At 68.0% G+C, this 20,281-nt stretch carries 19 protein-coding genes; 3 read left to right on the top strand and 16 right to left on the bottom strand.

Translation table 11 applies throughout. The annotated features are described in order from the left end of the window. Positions 1-26 precede the first annotated feature (26 nt). The 9 genes from R8G01_02395 to R8G01_02355 are packed head-to-tail and all read right to left on the bottom strand — an operon-like array spanning position 27 to position 9,139. Positions 27-1,133, bottom strand: coding sequence for a DUF3048 domain-containing protein (locus R8G01_02395; protein ID MDW3212818.1), 1,107 nt, complete (start codon positions 1,131-1,133; stop codon positions 27-29). Next, positions 1,130-2,035 carry a M48 family metallopeptidase gene (locus R8G01_02390; GenBank protein ID MDW3212817.1) on the bottom strand — a complete coding sequence of 302 codons (906 nt, stop codon included), beginning with the start codon at positions 2,033-2,035 and terminating at the stop codon, positions 1,130-1,132. The genes R8G01_02395 and R8G01_02390 overlap by 4 nt, the downstream gene beginning before the upstream one ends. 18 nt (positions 2,036-2,053) lie before the next feature. Beyond that, positions 2,054-2,605 (bottom strand): LemA family protein, encoded by a 552-nt coding sequence (locus R8G01_02385; GenBank protein ID MDW3212816.1) that lies wholly within the window; start codon positions 2,603-2,605, stop codon positions 2,054-2,056. 5 nt (positions 2,606-2,610) lie between these two features. Further along, entirely contained in the window at positions 2,611-3,756 is a 1,146-nt protein-coding gene (locus R8G01_02380; GenBank protein MDW3212815.1) for a glycosyltransferase family 4 protein, read from the bottom strand. A 32-nt stretch (positions 3,757-3,788) separates the two neighbouring features. Continuing rightward, positions 3,789-6,413: an EAL domain-containing protein gene (locus R8G01_02375; GenBank protein MDW3212814.1), complete on the bottom strand. Its 2,625-nt coding sequence runs from the start codon at positions 6,411-6,413 to the stop codon at positions 3,789-3,791. A gap of 38 nt (positions 6,414-6,451) precedes the next feature. Further along, positions 6,452-7,369, bottom strand: coding sequence for a phosphatidylinositol mannoside acyltransferase (locus R8G01_02370; protein ID MDW3212813.1), 918 nt, complete (start codon positions 7,367-7,369; stop codon positions 6,452-6,454). A 7-nt stretch (positions 7,370-7,376) separates the two neighbouring features. Then, complete coding sequence (locus tag R8G01_02365) at positions 7,377-8,093, bottom strand: CDP-alcohol phosphatidyltransferase family protein (GenBank protein MDW3212812.1); 717 nt, start codon at positions 8,091-8,093, stop codon at positions 7,377-7,379. A 13-nt stretch (positions 8,094-8,106) separates the two neighbouring features. Continuing rightward, positions 8,107-8,619 (bottom strand): hypothetical protein, encoded by a 513-nt coding sequence (locus R8G01_02360; GenBank protein ID MDW3212811.1) that lies wholly within the window; start codon positions 8,617-8,619, stop codon positions 8,107-8,109. A 7-nt stretch (positions 8,620-8,626) separates the two neighbouring features. Beyond that, positions 8,627-9,139, bottom strand: a complete 513-nt coding sequence (locus R8G01_02355) for an HIT domain-containing protein (protein MDW3212810.1) — start codon at positions 9,137-9,139, stop codon at positions 8,627-8,629. Between the two features lie 76 nt (positions 9,140-9,215). Between R8G01_02355 and R8G01_02350 the strand changes: the two genes are divergently transcribed. Further along, positions 9,216-9,683, top strand: a complete 468-nt coding sequence (locus tag R8G01_02350) for a PPOX class F420-dependent oxidoreductase (GenBank protein ID MDW3212809.1) — start codon at positions 9,216-9,218, stop codon at positions 9,681-9,683. A 9-nt stretch (positions 9,684-9,692) separates the two neighbouring features. Here R8G01_02350 and thrS read toward each other — a convergent pair whose 3' ends face one another. From thrS to npdG, 4 genes are all read right to left on the bottom strand, one after another. After that, on the bottom strand, positions 9,693-11,675 hold the full coding sequence (gene thrS, locus R8G01_02345) for a threonine--tRNA ligase (GenBank protein MDW3212808.1): 1,983 nt from the start codon (positions 11,673-11,675) through the stop codon (positions 9,693-9,695). Positions 11,676-11,761: 86 nt separating this feature from the next. Next, the gene (locus R8G01_02340) at positions 11,762-12,514 is read right to left on the bottom strand and encodes a lysophospholipid acyltransferase family protein (GenBank protein ID MDW3212807.1); all 753 of its coding nucleotides are present in this window, start codon (positions 12,512-12,514) and stop codon (positions 11,762-11,764) included. 72 nt (positions 12,515-12,586) lie between these two features. After that, positions 12,587-13,714, bottom strand: a complete 1,128-nt coding sequence (gene cysS / locus R8G01_02335) for a cysteine--tRNA ligase (protein MDW3212806.1) — start codon at positions 13,712-13,714, stop codon at positions 12,587-12,589. Between the two features lie 2 nt (positions 13,715-13,716). Continuing rightward, positions 13,717-14,394 carry an NADPH-dependent F420 reductase gene (npdG, locus tag R8G01_02330; protein MDW3212805.1) on the bottom strand — a complete coding sequence of 226 codons (678 nt, stop codon included), beginning with the start codon at positions 14,392-14,394 and terminating at the stop codon, positions 13,717-13,719. A 94-nt stretch (positions 14,395-14,488) separates the two neighbouring features. Here npdG and fabI point away from each other — a divergent pair, with 94 nt between their 5' ends. Then, on the top strand, positions 14,489-15,256 hold the full coding sequence (gene fabI, locus R8G01_02325; GenBank protein ID MDW3212804.1) for an enoyl-ACP reductase FabI: 768 nt from the start codon (positions 14,489-14,491) through the stop codon (positions 15,254-15,256). A gap of 48 nt (positions 15,257-15,304) precedes the next feature. On the opposite strand, the gene R8G01_02320 is transcribed toward fabI, so the two are convergent. Next, positions 15,305-16,450, bottom strand: a complete 1,146-nt coding sequence (locus R8G01_02320) for an alpha/beta hydrolase (protein MDW3212803.1) — start codon at positions 16,448-16,450, stop codon at positions 15,305-15,307. Between the two features lie 116 nt (positions 16,451-16,566). Between R8G01_02320 and R8G01_02315 the strand changes: the two genes are divergently transcribed. Then, positions 16,567-18,585: a thioredoxin domain-containing protein gene (locus tag R8G01_02315; protein MDW3212802.1), complete on the top strand. Its 2,019-nt coding sequence runs from the start codon at positions 16,567-16,569 to the stop codon at positions 18,583-18,585. Here the strand turns inward: R8G01_02315 and R8G01_02310 are convergent. Together R8G01_02310 and R8G01_02305 are read right to left on the bottom strand one after the other, a co-directional pair. After that, complete coding sequence (locus tag R8G01_02310) at positions 18,536-19,183, bottom strand: nitroreductase family protein (protein MDW3212801.1); 648 nt, start codon at positions 19,181-19,183, stop codon at positions 18,536-18,538. The genes R8G01_02315 and R8G01_02310 overlap by 50 nt on opposite strands. A gap of 328 nt (positions 19,184-19,511) precedes the next feature. Further along, positions 19,512-20,165, bottom strand: a complete 654-nt coding sequence (locus R8G01_02305) for a hypothetical protein (GenBank protein MDW3212800.1) — start codon at positions 20,163-20,165, stop codon at positions 19,512-19,514. Positions 20,166-20,281: the final 116 nt, after the last annotated feature.

The raw sequence follows: 20,281 nt of genomic DNA, 5'->3' as shown, positions 1-20,281 counted from the left end.
CACGCTTCCCGGTCAGGCCCCTCGGGTCAGCTCTCCCAGGAGATGATGTCGTCGAGGTTGCGTGGGATCTCCATCCAGGTCCGACCTGGTTGCAGCGACAACTCGTTCAGATCGTCGAAGTTGTCGTAGAACTCGAACGGATCCTCCGGCATGAAACGCAGCCACTCGCCCTCTTGCACGAGGCCGTTGGTGAACACGTAGACCGGGTTGGAGCCGAGCACCTGGGCGTCGGGGTTGCCGTCGAACTGGTTGCGTCCGTAGTCGGCCAGCATGACGACGACGTTCTTGGCCCACACCGGCTCCACCCCGTCGGCGGTCTCGGTGTTGTGCTCGCGTCCGTTCTGCATGCGGTAGTACCCGTCGGTCTCCTCGTCGTACTCCCAGACGACCGTCAGGCTGTCCATGATGATCTCGATGCGCGCCGCCGGCGCACCGGAGATCTCCTCTCCCTCGGACACGTACGGATACACCGGATTCGGCCGCCCGGCCTCGTCGGTGGTCTGGGCCCAGAGCGCCTCCGAGCTCGAGAACAACGTGTTCGCGTCGGAGCGCCCCGACCGCCGGTAGTAGCCCGACGAGCCGTTGACGGCACTCAGATCGATCAGATCGGAGTCGCGGATCGCGCGGGTCACCGCCGGGTTGCCGCCGCTCCAGGCGAAGAGCGGTCGTTGGAGCGACAGGAGCAGGTTGATGTCCTGCGCACGCCCCGAGCGGATGGGGCCGACCGGATCGACGTCTTGCGAGTGGTAGACCGCGGCGAGCCGGGTGGCCTGATCGTTGATGACCTCCTCGAACACGATGTCGGCGCTGTTCAGACCGGCCTGTGGCATCACGTTGAGCGGTGCGTTCGAGATCTTCACCACGAGCGCCGGACGATCCGGGATCTCGGACTCATCGTCGATCGGCTCGCCGGTCAGCGGCATCCGGAGCACGTCGGGCACCGTGGTCGAGGTGGTCGTCGTGCGAGCCACGGTCGTCGAGGTGCTCGACGTCGTGGTCGTCGGTTCGGTGTCGGGCACGGTCGACTCGATCGTCGGGGCCGGCGTGGTCTCGGAGGCGTCGTCGTCGCCACCCGAGCAGGATGCGGCGACGAAGCCGACGGTCACGAGCAGGGCAAGGGCAGTTCTGTTCACAGTTCTCTCAGCAGGGCAATGCGCTCTTCGAGCGGCGGATGGGTGTCGAACATCTTGTGAGCGCCACCCAGGCGACCTGCGTCACCCACCCCGCTCATCGGCTGTTCGATCCACAAGTGTGCCGTAGCCGTCGACGCAGAATGTGTCACCGTCGTGTCGTCCTGCAGCTTTTCGAGCGCCGAGATCAGACCTGGCGGATACCGGGTCATCTGGCACGCGCTCACGTCGGCCAACGTCTCGCGCTGGCGCGAGATCGCTGCCTGCATCGCCTTGGCGGCGAGCGGTGCCAGGATCAGCAGGACGAAGCCGACGATCGCCAGCGGGTTGCCGCTGTCGTTGCGGTCACCGGCGCGGCGGACACGCCCTCCGTTCCACCACATGGTGCGGATCGCGACATCGCTCAGCAAGGCGACCGCGCCGACCATGGTGACCGCCAGGGTGGACACGAGGATGTCGTAGTTGCGGATGTGGCTCAGCTCGTGAGCGACCACACCTTCGAGCTCGACGCGGTTCAGTTTCTCGAGCAGTCCGGTCGTGACGGCGATCGAGGCATGCTTCGGATCGCGCCCGGTGGCGAAAGCGTTGGGTGCAGGGTCGTCGACGATGTACACCCCGGGCTTCGGGAGGCCGCTCGCGATGCAGAGCCCTTCGACGATGTTGTGCAGTCGCGCATACTCCTGGGTGTCGGCCTCGTAGGCGCGGCTCACCCGAAGTGCGATCTTGTCGGCCTTCCAGTAGCTGAGGAAGGCGATGCCACCGGCGACGACCAGGGCGATCACGGTGGCGACCAGGCCGCCGCCGATCAGCAGGCCGAAGCCGCCGCCGACGATGGCGACGACGATGACGAAGCCGGTGACCAGCAGCGCGCTGCGGCGCTTGTTCGAACGAATCAGTTCATGCATGTCGGGGGGACGGTCGGATCAGAACTCGATGGTCGGCGCCGTGCGCGCCGCCTCGTCCGCCTCGAAGTACTCGCGGCGCTCGAACTTGAGCATCTTCGCGAAGTACATCGTCGGGAACTGCTGCAGCTTGTTGTTGTACGCCAGGACGCTGTCGTTGTAGAACTGGCGCGAATAGGCGACCCGGCCCTCGGTGGCGGTCAGTTCCTCCTGGAGCGCCAGGAAGTTCTGGTTGGCCTTGAGGTCGGGATAGGCCTCGCTCAGTGCGAACAACCGACTCAGGGTGCCCTCGAGCATGTTCTCGGCATTGGCCTGCTCGTGCGGGGTCGAGGCGGCGACCGACGCGTTGCGCGCTTGGATCACGGCGTCGAGTGTCTCCTTCTCGTGGGCGGCGTAGCCCTTGACCGTCTCGACGAGGTTGGGGATCAGATCGAGGCGACGCTTGAGCTGCACGTCGATCTGTGACCAGGCGTTCTCGATCTGGTTGCGCCGGCGAATCAGACCGTTGTAGGCGCTGATCAGGTAGGCGACGAGCGCCACCACCACGATCAGCAGGATGATGAAATAGACCATGGGCGTCAGTCTACGCCGCCCGCCCTCAGGCGTTCGTAGATGCCCACATAGGCCGCAGCCAGGCTCGACATGGCGAAGTCCTCCGCCCGATGCTCACCGTTCGCCACGAGTCGGGCCGCGAGATCGTCGTCGGCCAGCACCTGCTCGATCGCCCGCGCGAGGGCTTCGGGGTCGCCCGGAGGCACGAGCAGCGAGTCGACGCCGTGCGTGGCGACGTTGCGGTAGCCGTCGAGCGAACTCGCGACGACGGGGGTCCCGGCCGCCATCGCCTCGATCAGCACGACGCCGAACGACTCACCGTGCAACGACGGCGCGCAGAACAGTGACGCACCGCGCAAGCGGGCGATCTTGTCGGCATCGGAGATCCGACCCAGCCACTCGATCCGCGTGTCGGCCGCGTACTCTGAGCGGAGGGCGGCCGAGTCGGGGCCGTCTCCCGCCACCCAGCAGGTGATGTCGGCGTCGGTGAGACGCAGCGCCGCCAGCAGCACGCCGAGGCCCTTGCGCTCTTCGTGGCGGCCGACGAAGAAGATCGAGCGACGCTCCGGCCGGGCGGGTTCGACACTGCGGATCTCCGTGGTCTCCACCCCGTTGAACAGCATCTCGAACTCGCCACCCAGGTAGCCCTGCACCAGCGCGAGCGCATCTTTCGACACCACGACCTTGTGATCGAGGCGACCGAGGATCCGCCGCAATCCCCCGGCCATGAACCGATAGCTCGAGGATCGACCCGCGGCGTGGAACGTGCCGACCGTCGGAGCGGTGTGCAGCACCACCGACGTGATCGGAGGGCCCGGGGCGAGCGGCTCGTGGATGTGGACCACGTCGAACGCCTCGTCGCGCAGCACCCGGATCGTCCGCAGGGTTGCCGACGGGTCGGGAGCGAGCGGCGCGACCGACCCGTTGGCCGAGGCCGGCAGACTGTCGCCCAAGGGTGTCACGAACGGCTCGGGCGGTGGCCCGTCACACGGCCCGAGCACCCTGACCTCGTGTCCCTGTCGACGAAGCTCGCGGGCGAGGCCGAGCACCTGCGCCTGGACACCACCCGGAATCGACAGGCTGTACGGGCACACCATGCCCACCCGCAACGGTCGGGCCGGGGCCGATGGGCCACGCGACGCAGAATCGGAGCGCACGCCGTGGGGGGTCACCGACAGCACGGTACCCGAACGGCGGCCGGTGGTCAGTAGGCGCCGACGGCGTCGGCCTGACGGAACCGCTGTGCGAGTTCGTTCGCCTCGAGCGGTTTCGAGAGCAAGTACCCCTGACCGAGGTCACACCCGTACCGGCGGAGCTCGCGCAGCTGGCTCGACGTCTCGATGCCCTCCGCGACGGTCTGGAGCGCCAGCGACTCCGCCATCTGCAGGATCGTGCGGGCCAACGTGTTGCCGCGCGGGTCGTTGCCGAACTCCTCGATCGAGGCGCGGTCGATCTTCAGGAGATCGACCGGATGCCGCTGGAGGTGGCTCAGCGAGCAGTAGTCGGCGCCGTAGTCGTCGACGGCGAACCGGAACCCCTCCTCGCGGAGCCGCCGGATCGTCTCGGTCGCGCGGTCGCCCTCGTCGACGAGGACGGTCTCGGTGATCTCGAACACGACGGAGCTCGGATCGACGTGATGGCGATCGACGGCCTCGATGACCCGCTCGGCGAAGTCGGTCTGGCGGATCTGCACGCCCGACACGTTGACGCTGAGGTACAGCCCCGGTCGCCACGCCGCTGCCTGAGCGAGCGCCTCGTCGAGGATCCAGTACCCCATCGGCACGATCAGACCCGAACGCTCGGCGATCGGGATGAAGTCGCTGGCCGGCACGTCGCCGTGGGTGGGATGGTGCCAGCGCACGAGCGCCTCGGCGCCGGTGACCTGACCGCTGCGCAGGTCGACGAACGGCATGTACACGAGCCGGAGTTGGTCGTGCTCGAGTGCGGCGGCGAGCTCGCTGCGGTACTCGAGGTGCTTCGTGGCGACCAGGCGCATGGCCGGATCGAAGATGCGGATCTGGCCCTTGCCGGCCCGCTTGGCTTCGTACATCGCCACGTCGGCATCGCGGAGCAGGCTGGTCGTGTTCATGCCCGGAGCGGCGACGGCCACGCCGACGCTGGCCAGGACGGCGACGTCGTACCCGGCGATCGTGACCGGGTCACGGAGCGCATCGAGCAACGTCTCGGCGACGTCGATCGCCCGATCGATGCCACCGCGGTCCTCGAGCAGGATGGCGAACTCGTCGCCGCCGAGCCGGGCTGCGGTGTCGCCGCTGCCGGCGGCGTTGCGGATGCGGTCGGCAACGGTCTTGAGGAGTTGGTCGCCAACGGCGTGCCCGAGCACGTCGTTGACCGACTTGAAGTCGTCGAGGTCGACGAAGAGCACGACGACCGGATCGCTCTGCGGACGCGTGACCCGGAGCGCGTGATCCATGCGGTCGAGGAACAGCGCACGGTTCGCCAGACCGGTGAGTTCGTCGTGGAACGCCCGGTGGCTCAGCTGTCGCTCGAGGTTGCGCTGCTCGGTGACGTCACGGAACGTGGCGACGATCCCGTCGACCGCGGCACCGCCGACCAGGTTGGCGACGACGACGTTGGCTTTCCGATGCTGGCCGTCGACGTGCAGCAGGCCGGTCTCGAACTCGACCGTGCCACCGTGTCCGTACTCGACGAGTCGCTCGAACTGGCGCAGCGCGTCGTCGCGCTCCTCTTCGACCACGACGTCGAGCAGATGGCGTCCCGACCAGCTCTCGGGGTCGTACCCGAGGGTCGCCCGAAGCCCCGGGCTGGCATAGTTCACCCGGCCCTGGTCGTCGGCGAGCATCACGACGTCGCTGGAGTGCTCGACCATCGCGGCGAGACGAGCGTGGCCACGCTGCTCGGTGAGCAGTCGGACCTGGTCGACCAGCCGCCACATGCGGGCCAGCGCGAGGACGATCACACTCACGGTCGCGAGCGACACGACCACGAACGACGACGTCGACGAGAGTCCGGCCGCGAGCATCAGGATCATCGCTCCGAGCGGGACGAGCGCGGCGAGGAGCAGTCCGAAAATCTGTGCCCAGTGGACACGGAAGGGTTCACCGGTTCCTGCTACCACTGGCCGCAATGATGGCATCGTCGCGGCCAGTCCGAGCAAGATCGGCCCGACCATGGCCGACGCGGCGACCATGGAGCCCAGCTGGAGCCCGCCCTCGTACGCCTCCCAGCCGGTCAGCACGTGGGCCCCGCCGAGGACGAGGAACCCCAGCGTCATCGTCTGGAAGGCGCGGTGGCCCGGTTCCGAGCGGTCGCTCCGACGCAGCGAGAGCAGTGCCAGCAGGCCGTCGAGCAGAGGAAACACCCAGATCCACGCCTCGGCGGTCAACGGCATCGTGCCGTCTTCGAGGTACGGCCCGGTGACGGCCAGCCAGATCAACGCCGTGACGGCGATGGCGTAGATGATCGGTTCGGAGCCGGCGAGCAGATCGCGAGCGTGACGCCGACCGGATGAGATCCCGATCGTGGCGACGAAGAGCGAGGGGTACGCCAGGATCGTGAACGCCTCGTACCCGGCCGGGAACATGACGCCGGTCGAGCCGTACCATTCGTCGGCCCGCACGAGTGTGGCGACGCCGAGCATCGTGATCCCGACGGCGTACAGGAGCCACGGAACGGGGCGGACCGGGCGGAACGTCACGATGGCGATCACCACGGCGATCGCGGCGAACGCCGGTGCACCGGCGGCGGCGTATTCGGTGTTCTTCGATGCCGTCGGCAACAGGTACGCGAGAAGAGCACCGAGACCGAACAGCCCGAGGCCGATGGGCGCGAAGAGCGACCGATTCATCAACGGGTCATCGGCACGGGCATCACCCGAGTTGAGGGTCAGCCCGCCGCGTACCCGGGATCGCTCGGCCAGTTGGGCTGGAAGAGGTGCCACTGGTGCGGCGCCCGTCGGATCAGGTGCTCGAGTTCGTCGGCGAGCGCCTGGGTCACCCTGGCGACATCGGCCCGCAGACCGTCGTCGGATCGGCTGATGTCGACCGGCGGCCTGACCACGCCGAGGTGGCCGTCGGTGCGATCGGTGAAGTACACCGCCGTCGGCAACAACGGTGCGCCGGTGCGCAGCGAGAGCGTGGCCGGCCCGGCCGGCAGCGTGGTGACTTCACCGAAGAACTCGACCTCGACACCGGTGCGCTGGATGTCTCGATCGCTGAGCAGACACACCACCTCGTTGCGTTTCAGGGCGGCGAGCACCTCGCGCCCGGCTGAGGGCCCCAGCGCGACCACGTTCATGCCCAGCTTCTGACGCAGATCGACGAACCAATCGAACAGTTCGGGTGGTTCGATCTGCTCGACCACCACGGTGATGCCGTGACCACGCTCGACCAGCCAGCGTCCGGCCCATTCCCAGCCACCCAGGTGGGGCAATGCGAGGATCACTCCGTTGCCGGCGTCGAGCGCCTCCACGACGTGCTCGTAGCCCTGCACGCGCATCCCTCGCTCGACGGCGCGCCCGTTCAGGTGCGGCAGCCGAAAACTCTCGAGCCAGTAGCGGGTGTACGAGTCGAACGCTTCCTGCACCGAGCGCCTGAGTCGGACGCCGCCGATCGTCGGGTCGGCTCGGCGGAGATGCCGCTCGATCATCGAGCGGCGTTCGAGGCTGGCGAAGCTGGCACCGAACCCGAGCGCCGGAGCGAGGCCCTGCGCTGCGAACCCGGGCAGCCCGCGAGCTGCGAGCGCCGCCAACCGGTACCCGCCGAGTGCTGCGGCGTCGCTGAGGGTGGGACGCGACCGGCTCACCGACCGATCAGTCCTGTCGACGGGGCACCCGCTCACGCAGGGGCACCCGAGTGCTCCGGCGTCGGGTTCGTGCATCGCGACGGGCCATCCGCTGCTCGCGGCGCATGTCGATGCGGGCCTGCGTGACCGGAGCGACCGCCGCCTGCTTCCACACCTTGACGAACCGCTGCACGGCCGTGATCGAGATCAGCACGAGCATGCCCCACAGGATCCACACCAGTGCGCCGTCGACCCACGGCTCGATGAAGAGGCCGATGCACAGCACGACGATCCGCTCGGCGCGTTCCATCAGGCCGCCCTTGGCATCGAGCCCGAGCGATTCGGCCTTGGCCCGCTGGTACGAGATGACCGACGAGACCGCCGAGACCGCGAACGGCAGGACGGCCAGGCGGGGATCCTGAGTCTCGGCGAAGTAGTAGGCGATACCGCCGAGCAGGAGCGCATCGGTGACGCGATCGACCGTCGAGTCGAAGAACGCACCCCGCTGACTCGACGTGTTGGACGCCTTGGCGAGCGCGCCGTCGAGCAGGTCGGGCAGGGCCGCCAGGATGACGAGCACGAGCCCCCAACGCAGATGACCGGAACCGACCGCGACCGCCGATGCCGCACCGACGACCAGCCCGACCACGGTCAGGTGGTCGGGGGTCAGCTTGGTCTTCCGGAGCGCGGCGCCCATCGGCTTGACCGCGGCGTCGACCGGAGCGCGGAACTTGCCGTCGAACATCAGTCGAGGCCGATCATGCGTCGGACGGCGACGGCCGCCACTGCTCGGGGTTGTCTTCGACGAGGTGCTGGATCACGCGGCCGTCGACCGCGTCGACCAGCACCAGACCGCGACGTTCGGGTGGTTCTTCGGTCGAGTAGCAGAGCACGCGCCACGTCGGGCGGCTGCGCAGCCCGTGCCAGACCTGTTGGGCCGACGCGTGTCCGACCGGGAAGCCGATCGCCTGCTGGGCCTCGACCAACGCTTCTTTCTCGTCGATCTTCATCCGCCACCCGGAGGTGATGCTGACGACCCCGGCGACACCCAGGATCACCGCCGCCCAGCCCAGACCACCGTTGACGATCGGCGACGAGTCGCGGCCGGTGAGATAGGCGACCAGGCAGACCACGGCGAGCGCCAGGTACAGGTAGCCGGGAATCCGGCGGCGCGAGTTGTCGGGGAATCGGTACGCCCCGACGAAATCGGCGGCGTTGATGTCGTCCGGGAGTTCGTCGCGCAGGTCGTCGACGGAATCGGGGGAACTCATGATCGACTCAGCCTACTGGCCAAGCCGACCGGAGCTTGCGTGCGGTGTCAGCCAGCGGTTCGGGGAGTGTGCGCGTGTTGGCGACCGCCGTCATGAAGTTCGCATCGCCCGTCCAGCGCGGCACGACGTGGACGTGCAGGTGCTCGCTGACCGATCCGCCCGCCGGGCGTCCGAGGTTGAGACCGACGTTCACACCGTCGGGACGGTAGGCCGTCTTGACCGCGCGCACGGTGTCGGTCGCGGTTGCCCACAGCTCGGTCGTCTCGTCGACGGTGAGTGCTTCGAGGTCGGCCACCTCACGGTACGGCAGGATCAGTGTGTGCCCCGTCCCGTACGGGTACGCGTTGAGGATCACGAACACGTGCTCCCCGCGGTGGACGATGTTGGCCTCCTCGTCGCTCATCCCGGAAGCGAGGATGCGCGTGAAGATGCTGCCCTCCCCCGCCGGCACCTCGGAGGTGCCGACCGACTGGACGTACGTGGCCCGCCAGCCGTTCCAGAGTCGTTCGAGCGGAGTCATGTCCTGTTGTCTACCACCGGCGCGTCGGACGGAGTCGCTGCGCGAACATGGTGGTCCGACAACGAGGAGGTGGGCCGTGACCGAAGTCCATGGCTATCCACAGATGCCGGCGATGACCGAGGCCGAACTCGACGAGTTCCTCGCCGAACCGCATCTGGCGCGTCTGAGCACGATCGATCCCGACGGCACACCGCACACGCTGCCGATCTGGTACGAGTGGCGGGACGGTGAAGTTCGCGTCAGCACACAATCGGTGCAGCGCAAGGTCAAGAACGTCGAACGCGATCCCAGGGTCACCATCCTGATCGACAGCGCATCGATGCCGTACCGGGGCGTGATGATCTCCGGGGAGGCCACGGTCGACCCGACCGACGCGGCGGAGCGCCGGGTGAGCATCTTCGAGCGCTACATCGGCGATCACGACGCCGCTGCCGCGTACGCCGCCGGCATGGCCGACAAGTGGGATCCGGTCCTGATCCGAATTCGTCCGACCCGGATCATCTCGTTCGACTACAGCAAGGCGTCGTTCGTGCCGGAGTCGTGACGCCTCGGGTCAGGCGCTGAGCGCCTGATGCGTGGCATCGGACACCTCGTCGGCCACGCGCTGCACGAACTCGCCGAGGTCGACATCGCGCTCGACCTCTCCCCCGCGGGGGTTCACACCGACGGTCGTCGCGGCGACGTCGTCGTCGCCGACGACGAGGATGTACGGGATCTTCTCCATCTTCGACGAGCGGATCCGCTTGCCGAGTGCGTCGTTGGCACCGATCACGTCGACCCGGACGTCGGCGTCGGCGAGGCGGCTGCGCACCGTCTCGGCGTACTCCTCGTGCGCGGTCGAGACCGGCAGCACCCGGACCTGCAGCGGTGCGAGCCAGGTCGGGAAGTTGCCCGCGTAGTGCTCGATCAGCACACCCATGAAGCGCTCGATCGACCCGAGCAGGGCGCGGTGCAACATGATCGGGCGGTGGCGCTCGTTGTCGGCACCGACGTACTCGAGGTCGAACCGCTCGGGCAACTGGAAGTCGGCCTGAATGGTCGACAGCTGCCAGGAGCGTCCGATCGCATCACGCACGTCGATGTCGATCTTCGGGCCGTAGAACGCGGCGTCGCCTTCCTTGATCGCGTACTCGAGCCCGTGGGAGTCGAGCGCCTGGCGCAGCGCCTCGGTCGCCTCGTCCCAGATCTCGTCGGAACCGACGTACTTCTCGGGGTCCTTGGTCGAGAGGTTGAACGTGAAGTCCTCGAACCCGAAGGCCCGCAGCACCGACAGCACGAAGTCGAGCAGCGACGCGATCTCGTCGGCGAGCTGCTCCTTGGTGCAGTAGATGTGACTGTCGTCCTGCGTGAACCCGCGGATCCGGAGCAGACCGTGCAGCGTGCCGGCCCGCTCGTAGCGGTAGACGTTGCCGAGCTCGAACAGCCGGAGCGGGAGCTCCCGGTACGACCGCTGCCTGCTCTTGAAGATCAGACAGTGCATCGGGCAGTTCATCGGCTTCATGTAGTACGTGCCGTTGTCCATCTCCATCGGCGGGTACATGCCGTCCTCGTACCACTGGAGGTGGCCGGAGGTCTCGAACAACTTGGCGTTGGCGAGGTGCGGCGTGAACACGAACTCGTAGCCGCCGTGCTCGTGACGCTCGCGGCTGTAGTCCTCCATGATCTTGCGGATGATGGCGCCCTTGGGGTGCCAGACCGCCAGACCGCCGCCGAGTTCCGACGGGAAGCTGAGCAGATCCATCTCGGTGGCCAACTTGCGGTGATCGCGCTTGGCCGCCTCTTCGAGGCGGTGCAGATGCTCGGCCAGCGCCTGCTTCGACTCCCACGCCGTGCCGTAGATGCGCTGGAGCATGATGCCCTCTTCGTTGCCACGCCAGTGGGCGCCCGACACCCGTTGCAGCTTGAAGAACCCGAGTTTGCCGGTGGACGGCACGTGCGGGCCGACACACATGTCGACGAACTCGTCGGTGTTGCGGTAGGCGCTGATGATGCCGTCGCTCGAGACCTCGCCCGCGTCGAGTTGGTCGCCGGCGGCCGACTCGACCCGCTCGATGATCTCGACCTTGTACGGCTGATCGGCGAAGAGCTCCTTGGCTTCGGACATCGACATCTCGCTGCGCTCGAACGGCTGATTCGCCTTGACGATCTCGCGCATCTCACGCTCGATCGCCTCGAGGTCGTCGTCGTTGAAGGTCTTGCCGTCGGGCAGGTCGAAGTCGTAATAGAAGCCGTTCTCGATGGCCGGACCGATCGAGAACTTGGCGCCGGGGAACAGCCGGGTGACGGCCTGGGCCAGCACGTGTGCCGTCGAGTGGCGCAACACATGGCGGCCCTCGTCGGTGTCGTTGGTGATGATGCCGACCGTGCTGCCGTCGGGCAGCGGCCGGGTCAGGTCGGTCTCGGTGCCGTCGACGGTCGCTGCGACCGCCGACTTCTTGAGTCGATTGCCGATCGAGGCCGCCAGGTCGAGCGCCGTGGCGCCCTCCGGCAACTCTCGCTCGGATCCGTCCGGCAGGGAGATGGTGATGTTCGACATGACGTCGAAAAGTCTAGGCAGCGACCGGTGAGGTCGGTCGGCTCCGTTTCGAGGTGGCGCAGGAAACCCGACGCCACAGCGGTCGATCAGCCGGCGGAGACGAGTTCGCGGTCGGCAACCGGACCGTCGGTCACCGTGCCGACCCGACCGGGCTCGCGATCGGCCGCTTCACGCTCGCCCGAGTACACGTTGTGGTACGTCTGACCCGTCATGTCACGGATCTCGAACATGACCTCGTCCATCATCGAACGCCAGGACAGGTGTTCGGCACCCCGACCGGCGTACCGCTCGGGGCGAACCGGGCGCCCGATCTGGATGCGACACGACTTGCCGAGCTTCGGCATGTTCGAGCCGATCGGCTGGATCACGTCGGTCCCGGTGATGCCGACCGGGAAGATCGGGCAACCGATGCTCATCGCCAGGCGGGCGGCACCGGTGCGGGCCTTGTACAGGTCGCCGTCACGGCTGCGGGTGCCTTCCGGGTAGATCCCGAAGAGTTCGCCGCGGCGCAGCACTTCGGCGGCGGTGTCGAGCGCGGCCTGGCTCTTGCTGCCGCCCGACCGGTCGATCGGGATCATGCCCATCGCCGGGAACACGTACTTCGTCTTCCAGTCGTCCATGTACTCGGCCTTGCCGACGAAGCTGATGTTGCGCGGCATCGTCAGCATCAGCACCGCGGAGTCGAGGAAGCTGATGTGGTTCGGGCACAGGATCGCCGGGCCGACCGCCGGCAGACGCTCGTAGCCCACCGTTTCGATGTTCCACGCTCGCTTCGCGAGGGGGCGGAGGACCGTGCGCGTACGGGCCTGCAGCTTGCTCGCCCCCGGCTGGTCACCCATGCCCGCACTGTAGAACACCCGGGTGTCGCCGGGTGGCCCGGCAGGTTGATTCTCCGTGAAGCTGCGGCGCGGTCAGAACTCGACACCGAGCAGCGTCGCGGCGGCACGCGTCGATTCGCCACGCGCGGCGGCCGCGTCGACCGCCGCCACGGCTCCGGGCGAGTCGAGGTCGTCGTCGAGTCGCTCGCGCACCTCGTCGAGCACGTCGCCGGGCGTGCCGTCGGCGGCAGCGCGCCACGTGTCGAGGCGACGCTGGTTGCGCGGCATCAGCCCGTCGTCCCATTCCCACTCGACGCGGTAGTGGTGCTCGATCAGGCCGAGGCGGATCGCCATCGGGTCGTACTCCTCCCGGAGGCCGTCGACGAACACGAGGTTGCCGAGGCTCTTCGACATCTTCTGACCGTCCATGCTGATGAGGGCCGTGTGCATCCAGTGCTTCACGAACGGTTCGCCCGTCGCCGCCTCGGACTGCGCCCGCTCGCTCTCGTGGTGCGGGAAGATCAGGTCGGCGCCGCCTCCGTGCAGGTCGATCGTCGTGCCGAGCTCGCGCAACGCCAGAGCGCTGCACTCGATGTGCCAGCCCGGCCGCCCCGAGCCCCACATCGTGTCCCATGCCGGTTCGTCGTCGGCCGACGGATGCCACAGGACGAAGTCGAGCGCATGCCGCTTGTTCGGGTCGTCGACCTGCCCGCCGCGCTGCTTCGCGTACTCCAGCATCTCTGCTTCGGTGTAGTTGCTCAGCGAACCGAACGAGTCGAACTTCGTCACATCGAAGTAGACCGAACCGCCCGCCTCGTAGGCGAAACCCCGATCGAGCACCATGCCGATGAAACCTCGGATGTCCGGGATCGCCGACGAGGCGCGAGGCGTCGATGCGACCGGCAATGCGTTGAGCGCCACCATGTCGCGCTCGAACCGAGCCTCCTCGGCGGCGGCCAGATCGAGGTAGTGCACACCCAGTTGGCGAGCCTTCTCGAACAGCGGGTCGTCGACATCGGTCACGTTGCGGACGCACTTGACCGTGTGACCCTTGTCGATCAGGTGCCGTTGCAGCACGTCATAGGAGATGAACGTCGCTGCGTGGCCGAGGTGTGTGGCGTCGTACGGCGTGATCCCGCACGTGTACATCAGCACCTGTTCACCGGGTTCGAAGGGCACGACGGCGCGCCGCGCCGTGTCGTAGAGCTGGAGGGTGGACATGCTCAGGCCTTCAACGTGCGCGGGTCTGCTTTGATTCCCGTCAGCTTCGGGGCGACCCGGGTCTTGTACCGCACGTTCAGCTGCAGCAGCACGGCCGTGAACGCTTCGATCGCGGTCGCGTTGGAGAGTTCGCCGGCGTCGAGCGGCCGGCAGCCCGGGATCTTCGCGACCATCTCGCTTATCGTGGTGACCGCGGACGCATCGTCGCCGCAGATCAGCACATCGCTCTCGATCGGATCGCCGATGTGACCGAGTTCGGTCGCCGGGAGATGGTGGAACGCCGCGACGACGCGGCTCTCGGGCACCGCCGCCTGCACGTGCGCGGCGACGCTCCCGCGGGGTGGGACGAGCGGCTGGAACTCCTTCCCCACACGGATCAGCGCATTCGCCATGCTGACGACGATCTTGCCGCGGAGGTAGGCAGCGTGATCCTGCGCCATCGTCGCGGCCGAGTCCCACGGGGTGGCGATCACGACGATCTCACAATCGGCCGCTGTTGCGTTGTCGCCGTAACCGAGCAACTCCTCGAGGTCGGGGAACCGCTCGACGAACGAGTCCCTGCTCTCCATCGCCCGATACTTCGAGCGGGAGCCGATCACCGATTCGTACCCAACGCTGGCCAGACGGGCCGCCAGGCTGCTGCCGGCCGGTCCGCTGCCACCGATCACACCGATTCGCATGCACCGAGCCTGGCACACGTAACCGGTCGACCACCTGATCGCGGCGGCGGCAAACGTTCTGGCCCAGGGTGCCGGGCCGACTACGTTCCGATGCATGGGAATCCTCGACGGCAAGAAGCTCGTGATCACCGGCGTCCTCACCGACGCCTCCTTGGCCTTCGGCGTCGCCAAGATCGCCCTCGAGGAAGGTGCCGAGATCGTGCTCACCGGCGCCGGCCGCGCCCTCAGCCTGACCAGGCGAACGGCACGCAAGCTCGGTGACGACATCGACGTGTTCGAACTCGACGTCACCGTTCCCGAGCACGTCGACGCCGTCCGCGATGCGGTCGCCGCCAAGTGGGGTCGCGTCGACGGTGTGCTCCACGCCATCGGCTTCGCTCCGGAGTCGTGCCTCGGCGACGACTTCTTCGGTGCACCGTGGGACGATGTCGCCGTGGCGATGCACGTCTCGACGTACTCGCTGAAGACCCTCGCCGACGCCTTCGTCCCGCTGATGGACCAGGGCGGCTCGATCGTCGGACTCGACTTCGACAACCAGCAGGCATGGCCCGCGTACAACTGGATGGGCGTCGCGAAGTCCGCGCTGCAGAGCGTGTCCCGGTACCTCGCACGCGAACTCGGACCACAGCAGATTCGCTGCAATCTGGTCGCGGCCGGCCCCATCAAGACGATCGCAGCGAAGTCGATCCCCGGATTCAAGCTCTTCGAGGACACGTGGGACGGCCGTGCGCCACTCGGATGGGACGTCCAGAATTCCGAACCCGTCGCACGTGCGTGCGTCGCGCTGATGTCCGACTGGTTCCCCGCCACGACCGGCGAGATCATCCACGTCGACGGCGGCTACCACGCCGTCGGCGCCTGAGCACCCGGTCGGTCGACCACCGCTCGTGGTTCGCCCGTGAGCCCGGTGTCAGGCCGCTCCCTCGAGACCCCGCAACCACGTCCTGATCGCCGCAGCCGTGGCTCGGGGGACGGGTGCCGTCACCGCGTCGAACGCATGCTGGGCGCCGACGACTGGCACGAAGTCGACCGGACGACCGGCTGAACGCAGCGCCTCGACGAACTGCTCCGCCTCACCGATCGGCACCAGGGTGTCGCGGGTGCCGTGCACGATCAGCATCGGTGGCGCAGCCGACAACCTCTGGACGAGCGGCGACACCGCGTCGTACCGCTGCGGTGCCTCGGCGACGCTTGCCCGCATCACGTCACGCCGGATCATGTCCCAGTGCGCACGCTGCCCGTGCCGGTTCGCCATGTCGTAGATGCCGTACAGCCCGACGATGCCGGCGACCCGTTGGGTGTCGTCGGCCGGGGTGAGGGCGGCCATCGTCGCCAGGTGCGCGCCGGCGGATCCTCCGGCCAGGACCACCATCGTCGGCACGACACCGTGATCGGGGCCGTGCGTGCGGGCCCACGTGACGGCGTCACGGACGGCGGCGATCTGGTCGAGCACCGTCACCTGCGGCGTGAACGGGTACCTGATCGCCAACGTGGCCCAGCCGTCGAGCGCGAGTGTGTGGTACATGTCGCGGCCCTGTCGTTGCGGGCCTCCCCCGGTCCATCCACCGCCGTGCACGTACACGACGACGGGCAGCTCGCGCCGATCGTCGTCCGGCCGGATCAGGTCGAGGGTGAGACCGTGCCGCCACTCGAGGCCGGCGATCTCCCGAACGCCCAGCGGTGTGCGCACCGGCCGACCGACCAGGCGGGCGACGCCCGACGGTCGGTGGACTGGGCCGTCGACCAGCCGGCGGAGACGCCGCACGGCGAGCAGCGTTCGCATCATGATCCAGCCGAGCAGGATCATCGATGCGGCGAGCAGGCCGACGCCGATTCGGCCACCCCAGTTCTCCCAGCCGCCCAGAGCGAGCCCGCCGACGAGCACACCGAGGTGCACGAGCACCCAGAACGGCGCCAACTCCGTGACGACCATCGCCGGAAGCCACGACGGCGAATATCGGCGTGTCGGATCGATCAAGGGCCTCGCGGCATTCCACGACGACAAGAGCCCCACGAGCCCGACGAACAGCAGGAGGACGGCGGCGACGACGGACACGGCGCCAGGATGGCACGAGAACCGCCCGACCGGTCGCGCATCGGCAGGGTGATCGGTCGACGACGCCCGGCTCGGGACGCGGCGACGACGGGACTCGTCGTCGGTAGGGTCGCCACGTGAACCGCCTCGCCGACGAGAGCTCGCCTTACCTCCGCCAACACGTCGACAACCCCGTCGACTGGTACCCCTGGGGCGACGAAGCCTTCGCCGCCGCACGCGAGCGCGACGTTCCGATCATCCTGTCGATCGGGTACTCCGCATGCCACTGGTGCCACGTCATGGCGCACGAGTGCTTCGAGGACGACGAGGTCGCCACCGTGATGAACGAGCGGTTCGTCAACATCAAGGTCGACCGCGAGGAACGGCCCGACGTCGACGCGCTGTACATGGCCGCGGTCCAGGCCATCACCGGGCGCGGCGGCTGGCCGATGACGGTGGCGCTCGACCCGACGGGACGCCCCTTCTGGGGCGGGACGTACCTCCCCAAGCCGCAGTTCATGGAACTGCTGAACGCCCTGGGTCAGGCCTGGACCGAGCGCCGAGACGAACTCGATCAGAGCGCGAACTCGATCATCGCCGCCATCGGCAAGGCCACGCAGCCGAAAGCGTCCATCCCGGCGCTCGATGTCATCAACGACACGTTGAAGAAGATCGCCGGGGCGTTCGACCAGGAGTGGGGCGGGTTCGGCACCGCACCGAAGTTCCCGTCGCCGCACCATCTCCAACTCGTGCTCCGGGCGTTCATGACCTCCGGTGGCGACGGGGCGAAGCAGGTCGTGACGACCACCCTCGATGCGATGGCGTCCGGGGGCGTGTACGACCACATCGGTGGCGGGTTCGCCCGCTACTCGACCGACCGCGAGTGGCTCGTGCCGCACTTCGAGAAGATGCTCACCGACCAGGCGATGCTCGTTCGCGTCTATCGCGAGGCGTACTCGGTGCTCGGCCGGCCGGCCGACCGCCAGATCGTCGAGGAGACGATCGAGTACGTCCTGCGCGACCTCCGCCACCCCGACGGCGGCTTCTACGCCGCCGAGGACGCCGACTCCCCCGACGCGGATGGTCACGGCGTCGAGGGCCTGTTCGCCACCTGGACCCCGACCGAGGTCCGTGAAGCGCTCGCCGACATGGACGCCGACGGCGTCGAGCGTGTCCTCGACTGGTGGAACATCACCGACGAGGGCAACTTCGAAGGTCGCTCGATCCCGAACCGGATGCACGCGCGTGGCCAACTCACGCGACCGGCCGACATCGACGGGGCACACGGCCGGCTCCTCGACGCACGATCCTCGCGCCGACGACCGGGGCTCGACGACAAGGTCATCACCGAGTGGAACGCATGGTTCCTCGCCGCACTCGCCGATGCGGCCGCTGCGCTGCAGCGCCCCGATTGGAAGGCCGCAGCGGTCGCGAACGGGGAGTTCCTGCTCGCCGAACTGCGCGATGCGTCGGGTCGTTGGTACCGGTCGTGGCACGCCGACGGCGGGCCACGACACCGTGCGCTCGCAGCGGATCACGCGGCGCTCGTCGAGGCCTTCATCCGGCTCGGGGAACTCACCGGTGAGGCGCGCTGGATCGACGCCGCTCGCGAGACCGCCGACACGATGCTCGACTGGTTCTGGGACCCCGTCGACGGCGGTCTGTTCACGACGCCCGAGGACGGCGACGACCTCGTGGTCCGCCAGAAGGACCTGCACGACAACGCCACGCCGTCGGCGAACTCCTCCGCGACGCATGGGCTGCTCCGGCTGGCGGCGCTCACCGGCGACCTCCGATACCGGAACCACGCCGATCGGATCCTGCAGCTCCTCGCGTCGGTCATCGATGCCGCGCCGGGCGCGGTGTCGAACGCCCTGCTGGCGATCGAGCTCCGTCACCGCGGGCTGGTCGAGATCGTCATCGTCGGCGACGAACCGACGATGGTGCGGGTCGCTCAGACCGTCTGGCGTCCCGACGCCGTACTGGCGTGGGGTGAACCGTTCGACTCGCCGCTGTGGGACGACCGCGACGCCGGCCATGCGTACGTCTGCCGCAACGCGGTGTGTGACCTTCCGGCGAGCTCGCCGGAAGCGCTCTACGAGCGGATCACCGGCCGTCCGCTGCCGGAGGGTGCGACCATCGTCCCCGGTGGATGATCTCGTCGGGCCGACGCCTCGCCCGCCCCGAGCTGCGGCCGGCGCCGTCGTGGTCTCCTGCCGGGTACCCGAGCGCGACGGCCCCCAGCAGTTGGAGACGCGCCGGCACCCCGATCGCTGCTCGCAGCTGTTCTTCGCCGCGGAACACACCGAAGAACAGCGCGCCGAGCCCCGCGTCCTCGGCGGCCAGGAGCAGGTTCATGACCGCCATCGACGTGTCGATGGTCCAGTACGGCACGGGCCAGGCGTCCGTGCCCGATCCCAGTCCGGTACGAGCCTTGTCCGGTTCGGCGTATCGGTCGACGTATGCCTGCGGATCGGCGAACGGCAGCAGGATCACCGGGGCGTCGGGCAGACGCTGCCACCGGAACGTCGATCGTCGGGGCTCTGGCAGCGTGATGTCCCAGAACGTCGACGTCTGATCACCCTCGAGCGCCACGGCGTGCCAGCCCTGCGTCTTGCCGGCGCTGGGCGCCCGGCTCGCCAGGTCGATCAGCTCGTCGAGCATCCCGGCGGGCAGCGGATCGGTCCGGAACGCCCGGGTCATCCGCCGTCCACGAACCACCTCCTCGAACGACCGACCCCCGAACGAACTCATCCCCCATCATCCCCCATCGCCCCTCGAACCCCACCGATGGCCGCCCCAGCCGTTTGACGCGAGTCCAGGACCCCGGCCCCACAAACGACATACCCGCTCGGGCCATCGCCCTCCGGGCTGTGAGCGGTGAGGCGGAACGCAGTGATCGGCGGCGTGCCCCGAGCCCAGGAGCGTGCACCCGCCCCACCGACGCAGTGGCGCATGACCTGCGCATCAGATCTTCTGAGACGGGATCGAGTGTGGGGAGCGCAAGGCGCGACGAACCCGAACAGCCTTCGGGCTGTGAGCGGTGAGGCGCAACGCAGCGATCGCCGCACTCGGCCCGTTCTCAGCGTTTGCCGAGTTTGACGAGGTCTTCGGCCATGGTCCAGCCGTACGCGATCATCACGTCGGACGACTTCGGCTTGAGCTTCGAGAACATCTCGACGACATCCGGGTCGAGCTTCTCGGGTTTGGACGATTCGAAGTCGAGGAAGCCCGACTGACCGTTCGAGGCGATGAACGTCTTGGCGTCGTACTTGCTGTCGACGCCGAACCGCTTGGCGAGCCGACGACCCCATGCCCGCTCTTCGCCGACCGCTTGCGAATCGGGAGCCGGGGTGACCTCGTCGAGCTTGTCGAACGCTTCGAGTCCGTCGGCGCCGACGAACCGCGATCCGACCACCACGTCCTCGTCGGGGAACGCCATGAGCGCCCGGTGGTATGCCTCGCCCATCAATCCGCGCATCACGGTGTCGCGCTTGGAGTGACGCCGCACGCTGAACATGCCGATCAGCACACAGGGCGTGCCGCCGATGCGCTCGAGGGTCGAGAACATGAAGCCGTGCAGCTTGTCGTCGACCCGGGCGACCGTGGCGAGGACCCAATCCTCCTTGGCCTTGGAGATGGCCCCGATGTCGAAGGCACCTTCGATCGAGCCCATCTCGTCGAGATCGGCATCGGTCAGTGAACTGGCGTCATTCGTCGTGACTTCGAGCGGCATCTGGTCCTCAGCTCCCGGAACTTCTGGAGCCTCTATTGTGCCACTGATTCGCGGGGGATTCACAAACGGCGACGAATCGCCGAGATGACACGCCAGATCACGATGCTGGTGACCAG

This window comes from Ilumatobacteraceae bacterium, from assembly GCA_033344875.1.
Classification (GTDB): domain Bacteria; phylum Actinomycetota; class Acidimicrobiia; order Acidimicrobiales; family Ilumatobacteraceae; genus Ilumatobacter.
This window is presented reverse-complemented; position numbering and strand designations above follow the sequence as displayed.

What these genes read in the sequence shown, in the direction of transcription:
- R8G01_02385 (MDW3212816.1), bottom strand. Translation starts at nt 2,605, where the DNA reads ATGGTCTATTTCATCATCCTGCTGATCGTGGTGGTGGCGCTCGTCGCC.
- fabI (MDW3212804.1), top strand. Translation starts at nt 14,489, where the DNA reads ATGGGAATCCTCGACGGCAAGAAGCTCGTGATCACCGGCGTCCTCACC.
- thrS (MDW3212808.1), bottom strand. Translation starts at nt 11,675, where the DNA reads ATGTCGAACATCACCATCTCCCTGCCGGACGGATCCGAGCGAGAGTTG.
- R8G01_02310 (MDW3212801.1), bottom strand. Translation starts at nt 19,183, where the DNA reads ATGAGTTCGTTCGGGGGTCGGTCGTTCGAGGAGGTGGTTCGTGGACGG.
- R8G01_02305 (MDW3212800.1), bottom strand. Translation starts at nt 20,165, where the DNA reads ATGCCGCTCGAAGTCACGACGAATGACGCCAGTTCACTGACCGATGCC.
- R8G01_02390 (MDW3212817.1), bottom strand. Translation starts at nt 2,035, where the DNA reads ATGCATGAACTGATTCGTTCGAACAAGCGCCGCAGCGCGCTGCTGGTC.
- R8G01_02375 (MDW3212814.1), bottom strand. Translation starts at nt 6,413, where the DNA reads ATGAATCGGTCGCTCTTCGCGCCCATCGGCCTCGGGCTGTTCGGTCTC.
- R8G01_02355 (MDW3212810.1), bottom strand. Translation starts at nt 9,139, where the DNA reads ATGACTCCGCTCGAACGACTCTGGAACGGCTGGCGGGCCACGTACGTC.
- npdG (MDW3212805.1), bottom strand. Translation starts at nt 14,394, where the DNA reads ATGCGAATCGGTGTGATCGGTGGCAGCGGACCGGCCGGCAGCAGCCTG.
- R8G01_02360 (MDW3212811.1), bottom strand. Translation starts at nt 8,619, where the DNA reads ATGAGTTCCCCCGATTCCGTCGACGACCTGCGCGACGAACTCCCGGAC.
- R8G01_02340 (MDW3212807.1), bottom strand. Translation starts at nt 12,514, where the DNA reads ATGGGTGACCAGCCGGGGGCGAGCAAGCTGCAGGCCCGTACGCGCACG.
- R8G01_02365 (MDW3212812.1), bottom strand. Translation starts at nt 8,093, where the DNA reads ATGTTCGACGGCAAGTTCCGCGCTCCGGTCGACGCCGCGGTCAAGCCG.
- cysS (MDW3212806.1), bottom strand. Translation starts at nt 13,714, where the DNA reads ATGTCCACCCTCCAGCTCTACGACACGGCGCGGCGCGCCGTCGTGCCC.